Source organism: Delftia sp. 11MD, assembly GCF_050907895.1.
GTDB lineage: Bacteria > Pseudomonadota > Gammaproteobacteria > Burkholderiales > Burkholderiaceae_C > Comamonas > Comamonas tsuruhatensis.
On sequence record NZ_CP194333.1, the window covers coordinates 6,572,890 to 6,586,394 of the forward strand.

At 70.1% G+C, this 13,505-nt stretch carries 12 protein-coding genes; 8 read left to right on the forward strand and 4 right to left on the reverse strand.

The window, feature by feature from the left end:
* Positions 1–14 precede the first annotated feature (14 nt).
* Positions 15–1,580 (reverse strand): AMP-binding protein, encoded by a 1,566-nt coding sequence (locus tag ACRSCF_RS30125; RefSeq protein WP_154836273.1) that lies wholly within the window; start codon positions 1,578–1,580, stop codon positions 15–17.
* Positions 1,581–1,743: 163 nt separating this feature from the next.
* Here ACRSCF_RS30125 and ACRSCF_RS30130 point away from each other — a divergent pair, with 163 nt between their 5' ends.
* From ACRSCF_RS30130 to ACRSCF_RS30145, 4 genes are read left to right on the forward strand one after another with little or no spacing between them, the layout of a single operon-like run.
* Complete coding sequence (locus tag ACRSCF_RS30130; protein ID WP_017406998.1) at positions 1,744–2,931, forward strand: thiolase family protein; 1,188 nt, start codon at positions 1,744–1,746, stop codon at positions 2,929–2,931.
* A 22-nt stretch (positions 2,932–2,953) separates the two neighbouring features.
* A complete protein-coding gene (locus tag ACRSCF_RS30135; RefSeq protein WP_016450520.1) occupies positions 2,954–3,733 on the forward strand; it encodes an SDR family NAD(P)-dependent oxidoreductase in 780 nt (259 codons plus the stop codon).
* A gap of 40 nt (positions 3,734–3,773) precedes the next feature.
* Positions 3,774–4,736 carry a Bug family tripartite tricarboxylate transporter substrate binding protein gene (locus tag ACRSCF_RS30140; RefSeq protein WP_034367696.1) on the forward strand — a complete coding sequence of 321 codons (963 nt, stop codon included), beginning with the start codon at positions 3,774–3,776 and terminating at the stop codon, positions 4,734–4,736.
* A 21-nt stretch (positions 4,737–4,757) separates the two neighbouring features.
* The gene (locus ACRSCF_RS30145) at positions 4,758–5,891 is read left to right on the forward strand and encodes a CaiB/BaiF CoA transferase family protein (RefSeq protein WP_244387671.1); all 1,134 of its coding nucleotides are present in this window, start codon (positions 4,758–4,760) and stop codon (positions 5,889–5,891) included.
* A 1-nt stretch (position 5,892) separates the two neighbouring features.
* Here ACRSCF_RS30145 and ACRSCF_RS30150 read toward each other — a convergent pair whose 3' ends face one another.
* Positions 5,893–6,675, reverse strand: coding sequence for an IclR family transcriptional regulator (locus tag ACRSCF_RS30150; RefSeq protein ID WP_016450517.1), 783 nt, complete (start codon positions 6,673–6,675; stop codon positions 5,893–5,895).
* A gap of 140 nt (positions 6,676–6,815) precedes the next feature.
* Between ACRSCF_RS30150 and ACRSCF_RS30155 the strand changes: the two genes are divergently transcribed.
* Positions 6,816–7,679 carry a hypothetical protein gene (locus tag ACRSCF_RS30155; RefSeq protein WP_061289783.1) on the forward strand — a complete coding sequence of 288 codons (864 nt, stop codon included), beginning with the start codon at positions 6,816–6,818 and terminating at the stop codon, positions 7,677–7,679.
* A 30-nt stretch (positions 7,680–7,709) separates the two neighbouring features.
* Here ACRSCF_RS30155 and ACRSCF_RS30160 read toward each other — a convergent pair whose 3' ends face one another.
* Positions 7,710–8,555 carry an IclR family transcriptional regulator gene (locus ACRSCF_RS30160; RefSeq protein WP_016454615.1) on the reverse strand — a complete coding sequence of 282 codons (846 nt, stop codon included), beginning with the start codon at positions 8,553–8,555 and terminating at the stop codon, positions 7,710–7,712.
* Between the two features lie 160 nt (positions 8,556–8,715).
* On the opposite strand from ACRSCF_RS30160, the gene ACRSCF_RS30165 reads away from it, so the two are divergent.
* The 3 genes from ACRSCF_RS30165 (at position 8,716) to ACRSCF_RS30175 (ending at position 13,081) form a co-directional block, all read left to right on the forward strand.
* On the forward strand, positions 8,716–9,696 hold the full coding sequence (locus ACRSCF_RS30165; RefSeq protein ID WP_244387672.1) for a Bug family tripartite tricarboxylate transporter substrate binding protein: 981 nt from the start codon (positions 8,716–8,718) through the stop codon (positions 9,694–9,696).
* A gap of 34 nt (positions 9,697–9,730) precedes the next feature.
* Positions 9,731–12,115, forward strand: coding sequence for a cytochrome P450/oxidoreductase (locus ACRSCF_RS30170; protein WP_244387673.1), 2,385 nt, complete (start codon positions 9,731–9,733; stop codon positions 12,113–12,115).
* Positions 12,116–12,529: 414 nt separating this feature from the next.
* On the forward strand, positions 12,530–13,081 hold the full coding sequence (locus ACRSCF_RS30175; RefSeq protein WP_017406990.1) for a GNAT family N-acetyltransferase: 552 nt from the start codon (positions 12,530–12,532) through the stop codon (positions 13,079–13,081).
* A 12-nt stretch (positions 13,082–13,093) separates the two neighbouring features.
* Here ACRSCF_RS30175 and sugE read toward each other — a convergent pair whose 3' ends face one another.
* Entirely contained in the window at positions 13,094–13,411 is a 318-nt protein-coding gene (sugE, locus tag ACRSCF_RS30180; protein WP_013804742.1) for a quaternary ammonium compound efflux SMR transporter SugE, read from the reverse strand.
* Positions 13,412–13,505: the final 94 nt, after the last annotated feature.

The following is a 13,505-nucleotide window of genomic DNA, read 5'->3' on the forward strand; positions in this document are numbered from 1 at the left end:
CGGTGAAGGGCCGTTCAGGCGCTGCGCAGGTTGAAGCCCGCGTGCGGCTGCTCGCGCAGCCTGTCCTTGAGCACGCGGCGCAGCAGCTTGCCCGTGGGCAGGCGCGGCAGCTCGTCCACGAACTGCAGGCGCTGCGGGCGCTTGAGGCGCGACAGCGTGGCGCCGGCCTCGGCGACGATGGCGCGTGCCATCTCGGCGCTGGCCGCGTGGCCCTGGCGCAGCACGACCACGGCCATGGGCTGCTCGCCGAAGTCGGGCTCGGGCACGCCGACCACGGCCACCTCCTGCACGGCCGGGTGCGTGGCCAGCGCGTTCTCTATCTCCTGCGGATAGAGGTTGACGCCGCCCGACAGGATGAGGTCGGCCCGCCGGTCGCTGAGAAAGAGGTAGCCCTCCTCGTCCACATGGCCCAGGTCGCCATAGGTGGCCCAGCCGCGCTCGTCGATGGCCTCGCGGGTCTTGGCGGGGTCGTTGAGGTAGGCGAAGGGCGCCACGTCCGAGAAGAACACGCGGCCGATCTGGCCCGCAGGCAGCTCCTGCCCGTCGTCGCCCACGATGCGCAGCCGACCGTAGCTGGCGCGGCCCACGGAGCCTGGACGCCGGCGCCATTCGGCGGAGTTGATCAGGGTGATGCCGCAGCCTTCGGAGCCTGCGTAGTACTCCAGCAGGATGTCGCCCCACCAGTCCAGCAGCGCCTGCTTGACGGCCACCGGGCAGGGCGCGGCCGCATGGATGGCGCAGCGGTGGCTGGACAGGTCATAGCCGTGCCGCACCTCCTCGGGCAGCTGCAGCAGGCGGCCCAGCATGGTCGGCACCCATTGGCTGTGGGTGATGCGGTAGCGCTCGATCATCGCCAGCGCCTGCTGTGCGTCGAAGCGCGCCGTGATCACCACCGCGCCGCCGCCGTCCAGCGTGCGCAGGCAGTAGCGCAGCGGCGCTGCGTGGTACAGCGGTGCGGGCGAGAGGTAGACCGTGTCGGCGTCAAAGCCCATGTTGCGCTGCCAGGCCAGGAATTCGGGGTCGGCCTGCGTGCGGTAGAGCGCCGCCGGCAGCGCCTTCTTGATCCCCTTGGGCCGGCCCGTGGTGCCCGAGGAGTACAGCAGGTCGCGCCCCAGCGGACGGCCCGACAGGTCGATGGGCGCGGGCGCCTGCGCACGCCAGGCGGCCAGGGCATCGGCCAGCGACGGCAGGCCCGTGGATGCGCAGTCTCCGTCCACCGAATGCACGGAGGCGGCCAGTTCGGCCGGCAGCTGCGCCGCCGTGGCGGCCGAGGCAAAGACATGGCGCGCCCCGCTGTCGCCCAGGATGTAGGCCACCTCGGGCGCCGTCAGGTGGGTGCTGATGACCACCGTGTACAGGCCCGCCAGGCGCGCGGCCAGCACCAGCTCCAGGATCTCCACGCGGTTTTCCATCAGCACGGCCACCGTATCGCCGGCCGCCAGCCCCTGCCCCGCCATCCACTGCGCCACTTCGCGCGAGCGCTGCGCCAGCGCGCCCGCCGTGTGCTGCTGGCCGCTGTCGCCCATGGTCAGCGCAACGCGGTCGGGCCGGGCATCGGCCCAGCTGTGAAAGTCATGCACGCCTGTCTCCTTTGCTTTTTTTGAATCCGCCGTCTCGAATTCATCGGGTTTTCAGCAAGTATTTTTGTTTACGCTCGGTTTTTCATCCGGGAAAACGCTTTGTTCAATGCAAATTTCGAGACTTATCATTCATTTCATGAACCTCCAGTCTCATTAAATCCGCATGAACACTCCTGTCATCGTCGATGCCATCCGCAGTCCCATGGCCCGGGCCAAGCCCGATGGCGCCCTGGCCCAGCTCCACCCCGTCGATCTGCTCAGCCAGGTGCTGGAGCAGCTCGTGCAGCGCAACCGCATCGACCCCGGCGCGGTGGACGATGTGATCACCGGCTGCGTGAGCCAGGCCGGCGAGCAGGCCGGCACGCCGGGCCGCCTGGCCTGGCTGGCCGCAGGCCTGCCGGCCCATGTGCCGTCCACCACCATTGACCGCAAGTGCGGCTCCAGCCAGCAGGCCGTGCACTTTGCCGTGCAGGCCATCATGTCGGGCACGCAGGACATGGTGATCGCCTGCGGCGTGGAGTCCATGAGCCGCGTGCCCATGGGCAGCTCGCGCATGGGGCAGAACACCACGGGCGCGCGCTTCGATGCGCGCTTTGCGCCGGGGCTGGTGGGCCAGGGCGTGTCGGCCGACCTCGTGGCCGCGCGCTGGGGCCTGGGCCGCGAGGAACTGGATGCCTATGCCGCGCGATCGCACCAGCGCGCCCATGCGGCCCAGTCGGCCGGGCACTTCGAGCGCGAGATCGTGGGCATCACCACGCCTGCCGGCCTCGTCACGGCCGACGAGACCATCCGCCCGGGCACCACGGCGCAGAAGCTGGGCGCGCTCAAGGCCGTGTTCCAGAACGACGAGCTGTCGGCACGCTTTCCGCAGATCCGCTGGCACACCACGGCGGGCAATGCCTCGCAGATGACCGACGGCGCCAGCGCCATGCTGCTGATGAGCGAAAAGCGCGCCCAGCAGCTGGGCCTGCGCCCGCGTGCGCGCTTCGTGGCGCTGGACGTGGTGGGCGACGATCCGCTGTACATGCTCACGGCCCCCATTCCCGCCACGCGGCGCGTGCTGGCCAAGGCCGGCATGCGGCTGGAGCAGATGGACCACTGCGAGATCAACGAGGCCTTTGCCTCCGTGCCCCTGGCCTGGCTGAAAGAGCTGAGGGAACTGGGCGCCGACCCCGAGCGGCTGAACCCGCGCGGCGGCGCCATCGCCCTGGGCCATCCGCTGGGGGCCTCGGGCATCCGCCTGATGACCACCATGCTGCACGCGCTGGAGGACAGCGGCGCGCGCTACGGCCTGCAATCCATGTGCGAGGCCGGCGGCATGGCCAACGCCACCATCATCGAACGCCTGTGAGCCAGGCACGGGAGACACATCCATGCAACTGCAAGAGAACATGACGGCCCTGGTGACGGGCGGCGTATCAGGCCTGGGCGAGGCATCGGCCCTGGCGCTGCTGGAACGCGGCCTGAACGTGGTGGTGGTGGACCTGAACGAGGACCGCGGCGCGGCCATGGTGGACGCCGCCCGCCAGCGCCACGGCAGTCGCCTGCGCTTCGTGAAGGCCGACGTGGCCGACGCCGACCAGATGGCCGCCGCCATTGCCGCCGCCGAGGACTTCGGCGAGTTCCGCGCCCTGGTGCACTGTGCGGGCGTGGGCGGGCCGCTGCGGCTGGTGGAAAAGGACGGCAGCCCGGGCTCGCTGGACAAGTACACGGGCATCGTGCGCGTGAACCTGATCGGCACCTTCAACACGCTGCGCCTGGCCGCCGCGAGCATGGCGCGCAACGAGCCCGTGCAAGGCGAGCGCGGCGCCTGCGTGCTCACGGCCTCGGTGGCGGGCTACGAGGGGCAGATCGGCCAGATTCCCTATGCCTCGGCCAAGGCCGGCATCATCGGCATGACCATCGTCGCCGCGCGCGACCTGGCCACGCGCATGATCCGCGTGTGTACCATTGCGCCGGGCCTGTTCGACACGCCCATCCTGGCCAAGCTGCCCGACAACATCCGCCAGTCGCTGGCCGCCTCCGTGCCCAACCCCGCACGCCTGGGCCACCCGTCCGAGTACGCGCTGACCGCGCTGCACATCCTTGAAAATCCCATGCTCAATGGCGAGACGATTCGCCTGGACGGTGCCATTCGGATGAGTCCTCGCTGAGAAGCGCCCCGGCCCAGCATACGCGCGGAGAAGAAACACCATGTTCAAACGTCTCACGCTGGCGGCGGCTGCCTTGCTGTGCGCCACGGCAGCCATTGCAGCCGACGCCTGGCCCACGCGGCCCATCACCCTGGTCGTGCCGGGCGCGGCCGGGGGTTCCACCGACATTCCCGCGCGGCTGCTGGCGCTCAAGCTGGGCGAGCGGCTGGGCCAGCCCGTCATCGTGGACAACAAGCCGGGCGCGGGCGGCTCCATCGGTGCCAGCCAGGTGGCACGCGCGCAGCCGGACGGCTATACGGTGCTGGTGGGCAACACGGGCTCCAACGCCATCAACTACACGGCCTACAAGAAGCTGCCCTACAGGCCCGAGGACTTCGTGGCGCTGACGGACATGATCTCGTTCTCCAACGTGCTGGTCGTGCCCCAGGCATCGCCGGTGCGCTCGCTGGACGACCTGCTCAAGGCCGCGCGGCAGGCGCCGGGCAAGCTGTCGTTCTCCTCGGCCGGCGTGGGCCAGACCACGCACCTCATGGGCGAGCTGCTGCGCGAGCGCACGGGCGTGGACGTGGTGCATGTGCCCTACCGCGGCTCGGCACCGGCCACGGCGGCCATCGTCTCGGGAGAGACGCAGTTCATGTTCGACAACCTCACGGCCTCGCTGGTGCACATCAAGGCGGGCAAGCTGCATCCCATCGCCGTGACGGGCGCGCAGCGCGAGCCCGAGCTGCCCAACGTGCCCACCACCACCGAGCTGGGCCTGCAGGACTTCGACAAGGTCGGCTGGATGGGTTTCTTCCTGCCCGCGCAGACGCCGCCCGCCGTGGTGCGCAAGCTCACCGACGGCCTGGTCGCCGTGCTCCGGGACCCCGAGGTGGCGCGCCGCTACCGCGAGCTCGGCGGCCGCCCGGGCGGCATGCCGCAGGCGCAGTTCACCCAGCTGGTGGACAACGACCGCAAGAGCTGGGGCGCGCTGATCACCAGCCGCCAGCTGCAACTCGACTGAACCGATTTCGACGGAGACGCCATGAAGGTGCTGGACAGCGTGCGCGTGCTGGAGATTGGCGGCATCGGCCCGGGGCCGTTCTGCGCCATGCATCTGGCGGACCTGGGAGCCGATGTGGTGTCCATCGTGCGGCCCGAGGCGGAACCCGCCGCCACCTCATCCGCCTCAGCCGCCTCCGCGCTGTCGCGCGGCAAGCGCTCGGTGTTCGCCGATCTCAAGTCGCCCGAAGGGCGTGACCTGGTGCTGGCCCTGGTGCGCGATGCCGATGCGCTGATCGAAGGCATGCGGCCCGGCGCCATGGAGCGCCTGGGCCTGGGGCCCGAGGCCTGCCAGGCCCTCAACCCGCGCCTGGTCTATGGCCGCATGACGGGCTGGGGCCAGGACGGCCCGCTCGCCCAGGCAGCCGGCCACGACAACAACTATGCGGCCGTCTCGGGCGCGCTGTGGGGGTGCGCGCCGGCCGATGCCCGGCCGGTCTCGCCGTTTGCCACGCTGGGCGACATCGGCGGCGGCGCCATGTACCTGATGACGGGGCTGCTGGCCGGCATCGTGCAGGCGCGCGCCACGGGGCGCGGCACGGTGGTGGACGCGGCCATCGTCGATGGTGCGGCGCACATGCTCAACCTCATGCTGCATGCGCGCCAGCGCGGTCTGGTGGCCGACGAGCGCGGCCACAGCATCCACGACAGTGCACCGTTCTACGAAACCTATGCCTGTGCCGATGGCGGCTTCATCACCGTGGGCGCCATCGAGCCGCAGTTCCACGCCCTGCTGCTGGACAGGCTGGGCCTGGCCGGTGCCGCAGCGTTCCAGGGCCCCCAGTGGGACCGCGCCGCCTGGCCGGCGCGGCGCGCGCAACTGCAGGTGCTGTTCGCCTCCCGGCCCCGCGCGCACTGGCAGCAATTGCTGGAGGGCAGCGATGCCTGCTTCGGCGCCGTGCTAAGTCCCGTGGAAGCAGCCAGCCACCCGCACCTGCAGGCGCGCGGCGTCTATCTGCAGCCCGAAGGCGGCGCCCTGCAGGCCAGCCCCGCGCCACGCTTTGACGGCCAGGCCTATGCACCGGGTCCTGCGAGCGCCGCAGGCTCCGACACCGCCAGCGTGCGGGAGAAGGTGAGCGCAGGGCGCGCGCAGGAAGTCTGGCGCAGCGCCCGCTGATTCACGAGAGGCTGGAGGCGCCCAGCATGCCTTCGACCAGGCGCACCAGCGTGATCAGGCGCGGCCCGGCATCGCTTTCCAGCGCGCGGCTTTGCGGGCTGTAGATGGGCAGGGAGACCGAGAACACCCAGTACTCGCCGTCCTGGGCCGTGGACATGGGCACGGCAATGGACTGGATCTCGCGGTGCAGGTCGCCGTGGCTGCGGCAAAAGCCGTGCTCGGCCAGGTCGCGCCGCGCATCGTCGAGCCGCTCGCGCAGTTGCTGGGCGCGTGCGGGATCGTCGGCCTGCAGCTCGGCGATGAAGGCCTCGCGCTCGGCCTCGGGCAGGCTCAGCAGGTAGGCGCGGCCCGTGGCGGTGCGCGACAGCGAGATGTGCACGCCGATCTCGGGCAGGAAGACCTTGTTGGTCAGGCCGTTGGCCAGCTCCACCAGGCACAGCTGGCGGCCGTGGCCCACGGCCAGCTGGATCTGGCCCTCCAGGTGATTGGCCAGCTCCTGCATGTGCGGCCGCGCGAACTGGCGCATGTGCATGCGCGCCAGCACGGGCGAGGACAGGTTCAGCAGCCCCACGCCCGGCACGTACTTGGACAGGCGCTCGGAGTAGCGCATCAGGTTCAGTTCGCACAGGGTGTCGATCAGGCGGAACAGCGTGGGCTTGGGCAGGCCCGTCATGTCCATCAGTTCACGGGCGCTGAGTTCCTGGTGCTTGTTGGAAAAGCACTGCAGTACGGAGATGCCGCGCACCAGGGCGGCCACCAGCTTGCCACTGTCTTCGGAATTCATGGATTGATGAGGGCTGAAAAGATGAAACGATTGTCTCAATTTTCAGGGTGCCGCCGCACAGATTTCCAGGGCCATGCGCAGTGCAAACCCGTAAACAGGCCTTGCCCCGCGCAACGGACATGACACGGCACAATCGGTCCATGCTTGGCGCACTGCGCCTCCCACCAGAAAAGCCTGCCGTGTCCGAACCGTTTGCCGCCGTCCCGCCTTCCGAATCGCCAGACTACGACGCCTTCCTGCGCGCCCATGTGCTGAGCCAGCCTTTGAGCATCCAGCGCTATGACCGCGGCGACGAAACCATCTGGGTCAAGCGCGCGGGCGCCAGCAACCCGGCGTGGCGCTATCGCGCCCTGGCCCTGCTGGCCGCCGGCCTGCGCCTGCCCGTGCTGCGGCCCGTGCCCAACCCGGGCGGCCACGAAGCCATCCGCACCGAGGTGCGCCGCCTGCGCCAGCTCGCGCAGCGCGGCCTGCGTGTGCCTGCCGTGCTGGCCGAGTGCGAGGACGGCTTTGCCATGCGCCACCTGGGCAGCCCCGGCGTGGAGGCGCCCTCGCTGGGCAATGCCATGGAAGCCGCCCTGCCCCGGGGGGATGGCAGCACGCTGGCGCTGTGGCTGCAGGGCCTGCAGACCCTGCAGCAGGTGCATGGCAGCGGCGACTGCCTGAGCCAGGCCTTTGCGCGCAACATGGTCTGCTGTGCAGACGGCGTGATCGGCTTCATCGACTTCGAGGACGACCCCGCCGCCCACCTGCCCCTGGCGCTGTGCCGCGTGCGCGATGCCCTGTGCTACGCCCACTCTACGGCCTGGATACTGGAGCAGGCCGGCGCCATGCCGGCCGCGCGCACGGCCTGGCGGGACTTCGTGCAGTCCATGGAGCCCGAGACCCGCGCCCTGATGGCGCGCACCGTGAAACAGCTGGCCTGGGTGCGCCGCCTGCCTGAGAGCCGCCGCCTGGGCCGCGACATGCAGCGCGTGCGCATGGCCTACATGCTGGTGACGCCGTAGCGGCAGCGGGCTGCACGCCTCAACCGGGCCTCAGCCGGGCTTCAGCCGGGCCTCATCGGGCAGATGGCCCAGCGAGGCGCTGACGCGCGCCGCTTCGGCGCGCAGGGCCCGGGCCACAGCGCCCTGCGGGTCCGGGTCGAAGCCGCCGCTGGCGCCCAGCGCGCACAGCACGCCCACCACATGGCCCGTGTAGTCGTGCAGCGGCGCCGCCACGGCGCTGATGCCCGGCAGGTTGACGTCGCGCACCGAGGCGCAGCCCGCAGCGCGGATCTCGCGGCGCAGCGTGCCCAGCGGGTCCGCGCCATCGAGCAGCGCGCGCCGCGCGGCCGGCGCCTCGGCCAGCTCCCGGGCCAGCAGCGCATCCACGCGGGCATCGTCGTCCATGAAGGCGAAGAAGGCGCGCCCCGTGGCCGACCACAGCAGCGACATCACCGAGCCCACGCGCACATTGACGGTGACCGGCAGGCCCGGCTCCTCGAAGCGCACGATGGTCGGCCCCAGGTTGCCCATCACGGCCACGAAGCTGGTGACCTGCAAGGCCTCGCGCAGGTGCAATAGGGCAGGCTCGGCCAGGCGGATGGGGTCGGACTGCCGCATGGCGGCCAGGCCCACGCGCATGGCCTCGGCCGCCAGCGCGTACTGCGTGCCGCCACGGTCCTGCTCCACCAGCCCCTCGGCCATCAGGCTGGCCAGGTAGCGGTGGACCTTGGCCGGGCTTTCCTCCACCGCGCCCGCGATGGCCGTGAGGCTGGCGCGTCCGCCCAGCGTGGCCAGGGCCTTGAGCACGGCCAGGCAGGTCTCGGCGGCCTGCACGCGCTGGCGCCTTTCGCGCGGCGGCGCGGGCTCGTCAATCTCGGAGGCAACAGTGGAAGTCATGGCGGCAGGGCGGGTCTGGAAAGGCCTGTTTTAAGGGCTGGCGGGGCATTGTGCCGCAGCTTGCGGGTAATCCCGGGCGGTATTTTTACGCAATGCGTAGAAAAATTACGCAAAACAAGATTCCATGGATTCCACCCAGGCCTCACCGGAGACAAGCCCCATGCACAAGCGCCTTTTCCTCACCTCACTGGCCGCAGGCCTGCTATCGGCCACCGCCCTGCCCGGCGCGCTGGCCCAGGACGGATTCCCCAGCAGGAACGTGCGCTGGATCGTTCCCTACGCGGCCGGCGGCGGCTCGGACTTCCTGGCCCGCACCATAGGCCAGGCCTGGGGCGGCCAGGTGCACCAGCCCATCGTGGTGGACAACCGCCCGGGCGGCAACACGGCCATAGGCGCCTCGGAAACCGCGCGCGCCGCCGCCGATGGCTACACCGTGCTGTCGGCCGACAACGGCACCCTGGTCTTCAATCCCGTGCTCTACAAGAGCCTCAGCTACAACCCCGCCAGGGACCTTGCGCCGGTCACGCTGATGGGCCGCTTCCCGATGATCCTGGTGGCCGGCCCCGGCATGGCAGCGGCCACGGCCAAAGACTTCCTGGCCCAGGCGCGCACCAGCAAGGACGGCGTGAACTACGCCTCGGCCGGTGCCGGCAGCCCGCACCACCTGGCCATGGAACTGCTCAGGGTGGAGGCCGGCCTGAAGCTGGTGCACGCACCCTACAAGGGCGCGGCACCGGCCCTGGGCGACGTGGCTGGCGGCCAGGTGCCCGTGATGATGGTGGACCTGGCCGCGGGCGCAGGCTTCATCAAGGCCGGCAAGGTCCGCCCGCTGGCCGTGGCCAACGCCACGCGCCTGCCCCAGTTGCCCGACGTGCCCACCTTCGCCGAGCTGGGCCTGCCCAAGGTGCAGGCCGCCGCCCTGGTAGGACTGGTGGCGCCCGCCAGGACCCCGGCCCCGGTCATCGCGGCCCTGCACAGGCAGGTCGTGGCCGCGATCAACGAGCCCGCCGTGCGCCAGAAGCTCGTGGATTTCGGCGTGGAGCCCGTGGGCAACACGCCCGAGCAGTTCGCCGCGCTGCTGGCCAGCGAAAGCACGCGCTGGCACCAGCTGATCCGCGACCAGAACATCACTTTGGATTGACCCTCCGCGCCTACTGTCTGCCTGCGAACCTGCCATGACTGCCTCCGCCGCCTCTGACACCGCCCCGTCCGCCTCTGCGCCAGCATTTGCGCCCGCCTCCGCGCGCTGCCCCTTCGACCACCGCCAGCCCAGCGGCCAGACCGGCCCCACGGGCTGCCCCGTCAGCGCGGGTGCCGCAGCCTTCGACCCGTTCAGCGACGGCTACCAGCAAGACCCGCCCGAATATGTGCGCTGGGCGCGCGAGCAGGAGCCGGTGTTCTACAGCCCGCAACTGGGCTACTGGGTGGTCACGCGCTTCGACGACATCAAGGCGGTGTTCCGCGACAACATCGCCTTCAGTCCCTCGATCGCGCTGGAGAAGATCACGCCCACGGGCGAGGAGGCCAATGCCGTGCTGGCCTCCTACGGCTTCGCGCTGAACCGCACCCTGGTCAACGAAGACGAGCCCGCCCACATGCCGCGCCGCCGCGCGCTGATGGACCCGTTCACGCCCGAGGAGCTGCGCCACCACGAGCCTATGGTGCGCGAGCTGGCGCGCGCCTATGTGGACCGCTTCATCGACGACGGCCGCGCCGACCTTGTGGACCAGATGCTGTGGGAGGTGCCGCTGACCGTGGCCCTGCACTTCCTCGGCGTGCCCGAGGAGGACATGGACAGGCTGCGCGAGTACTCCATCGCCCACACCGTCAACACCTGGGGCCGGCCCCGGCCCGAGCAGCAGGTGGCCGTGGCCCATGCGGTGGGCAACTTCTGGCAGCTGGCCGGCAAGGTGCTGGCCAAGATGCGCGAGAACCCCGATGCGCCGGGCTGGATGCAATACGGCATACGCAAGCAAAAGGAGCTTCCCGAGGTCGTCACCGACTCCTACCTGCACTCCATGATGATGGCCGGCATCGTGGCCGCGCACGAGACCACGGCCAATGCCACGGCCAACGCCGTCAAGCTGCTGCTGCAGCATCCCGGCGCCTGGAAGCAGATCTGCGAGAACCCCGCGCTGATCCCCAATGCCGTGGAGGAATGCCTGCGCCACAACGGCTCGGTGGCCGCCTGGCGACGCCTGGCCACGCGCGACGTGGTGATCGGCGGCGTGGCCGTGCCGGCGGGCTCGAAGCTGCTCATCGTGACCTCGTCGGCCAACCACGACGAGCGGCATTTCGCCGATGCCGACTTCTTCGACATCCACCGCGACAACGCCGGCGACCACCTGACCTTCGGCTATGGCTCGCACCAGTGCATGGGCAAGAACCTGGCGCGCATGGAGATGCAGATCTTCCTGGAGGAGTTCACGCGCCGCCTGCCCCACATGCGGCTGGCCGAGCAGCGGTTCACCTACGTGCCCAACACCTCGTTCCGGGGCCCCGAACACCTGTGGGTGGAGTGGGACCCGGCCCTGAACCCCGAGCGCGCCCGTCCCGCCCTGCTGCAGGCGCGCCAGCCCGTGCGCATCGGCGAAGCCCTGCAGGGCGGCGCCAGCCGGCCCATGGTCGTGGCCGAGGCCGAGGCTGCCGCCGAAGGCGTGCTGCGCCTGCGCCTGAAGGCCGCCGATGGTCACGCCCTGCCGCGCTGGACGCCGGGCTCGCACATCGACCTGCAATGCGGCGACACGGGCCTGTCGCGCCAGTACTCGCTGTGCGGCGACCCGCAGGACACCGGCAGCTACGAGATTGCCGTGCTGCGCGAGGCCAACGGCCGTGGCGGCTCGGCCTGGGTGCATGCGCATCTGCACCGCGGCGCCACCGTACAGGTCCGGGGCCCGCGCAACCATTTCCCGCTGGACGAAGGCGCCAGCCACCTGATCCTGGTGGCCGGCGGCATCGGCATCACGCCCATCTCGGCCATGGCACGGCGCGCCAGGGCGCTGGGCCTGTCCTATGAAATCCACTACAGCGGCCGGCGCCGCGCGGGCATGGCGCTGCTGGCGCCGCTGCAGGCCGAGCATGGCGCCCGGCTGCACCTGTACGTGGCGGAGGAAGGCCGGCGCGCCGACTACGCCGCCCTGCTGGCCACGCCGCGCGCCGGAGCCCGCATCCATGCCTGCGGACCGGCGCGCCTGCTGCACGGCCTGGAGGCCGCCAGCCGCCACTGGCCCGAGGACAGCCTGCGCGTGGAGCACTTCGTCTCCACCGTGGGGGCGCTGGACCCTGCCAGGGAGCAGGGCTTCGAGGTGGAACTGCGCGCCTCGGGCCTTGTGCTGCAGGTGCGCAACGACCAGACGCTGCTGGACGCCCTGCGCAGCGCGAAGATCGAAGTGCAAAGCGACTGCCGGGAAGGGCTGTGCGGGTCCTGCGAAGTGCCCGTGCTCGACGGCGAGGTGGACCACCGAGACATGGTGCTCACGCGCGGCGAGCGTGCGGCCTGCACCAAGATGATGAGCTGCTGCTCGCGCGCCAGGAGCGGCAGGCTGGTGCTGGGCCTGTAGTCAGGACTCCGCTGCCCTGTGCCCGCAAGCCCGGCGCCCAGAAACACAAAAGCCCCAAGGCCATCATCGGCAATGGGGCGATCGCATCGGTGGGCGCGCTTCAGGGCGCACCTGCCTCCAACCGGATTACTGGTTGGCGATTTCGAGCTCGGCGTTGCGGGCTTGCTGGATGAAATCGATCAGGGAATAGATTGCTTGGCGCATGGTGAACTTCCTTACTGAGACGCTCAACAATCACTGGCGGCATGCATCTCAAGTGCCGCGAATGCCGGGAAAACCCTCTAAGCGTTTACCCTAGGAATAAGTATAAACCACTAGATCTCGGCATGCAAACGCACAGTTGTAAGCGCACGTCAAGATTCCGCAGAGGCGCCCAACTGCGTCCCAATGTCAGGCATGGGATGATTCAGGCTTATGACCGCGCCTTCCGTTTCCCTCGCACCCTGGCACATAGAGCCGCTGAACCCGGCCGAGGCGCCATGGCCGCTGCTGCTGTCGGCGGACCCGTCGCGGGAAAAGGTGCGCGGCTATCTGGCGGGCTCCACCTGTTTTGCCGCGCGCGAGTCCTTCCAGCGCGAAGGCCAGCCGCCGCGTCCCGGCGGGCGCGGCGAGGTATTGGGCATGTGCGTGCTGGTGCCGCTGCGCGCCAGCGGCGACGAGGCCTCAGGCCCACCCGCCTGGGAGCTGATGAACATCGCGGTCGCGGAATCGCTGCACCACCGGGGCCTGGGCACCGCCCTGCTGCGCCAGGCCATCGCCTGGGCGCGCTCGCAAGGTGCTCCCCGCATCGAGGTCGGCACCGGCAGCTTCGGCGACCAGCTGGTCTTCTACCAGCGCGCGGGTTTTCGCGTGACGGGCATCGTGCGTGACTTCTTTCTGAAGCACTACACCACCCAGCTGTGGGAGCGCGGCGTGCAGCACCGCGACATGCTGCGCCTGACGCTGGAGCTGGGCACGGGCCGCTGAACGGCCACCCGCTCAGTCCGAGGACATCTTCATCAGCACCAGGCCCGAGACGATGAGCACGGCCGCGCCGATGCGCATGGCGCTGACCTGCTCGCCCAGGACCGTGATGCCGACCAGGAAGGCGCCCACGGCGCCGATGCCGGTCCAGATCGTGTAGGCCGTGCCCAGCGGCAGGCTGCGCATGGCCACGGCCAGCAGGCCGAAGCTGGCGATCATGGTGACGATGGTGATGGCGCTGGGCACCAGCCGCGTGAAGCCGTGCGATTGCTTCATCGAGAACGCCCAGACCACTTCGAGCAGCCCCGCCACCAACAGATAGACCCATGCCATGGAAAACTCCTTGTGAAGCCGGGTCGTCCCGGCGCATGCATGTCCCGATGTGGGGGAGGCCGTCCTCCTGGCAGAAGGGCTTGCGCCTCCTGCA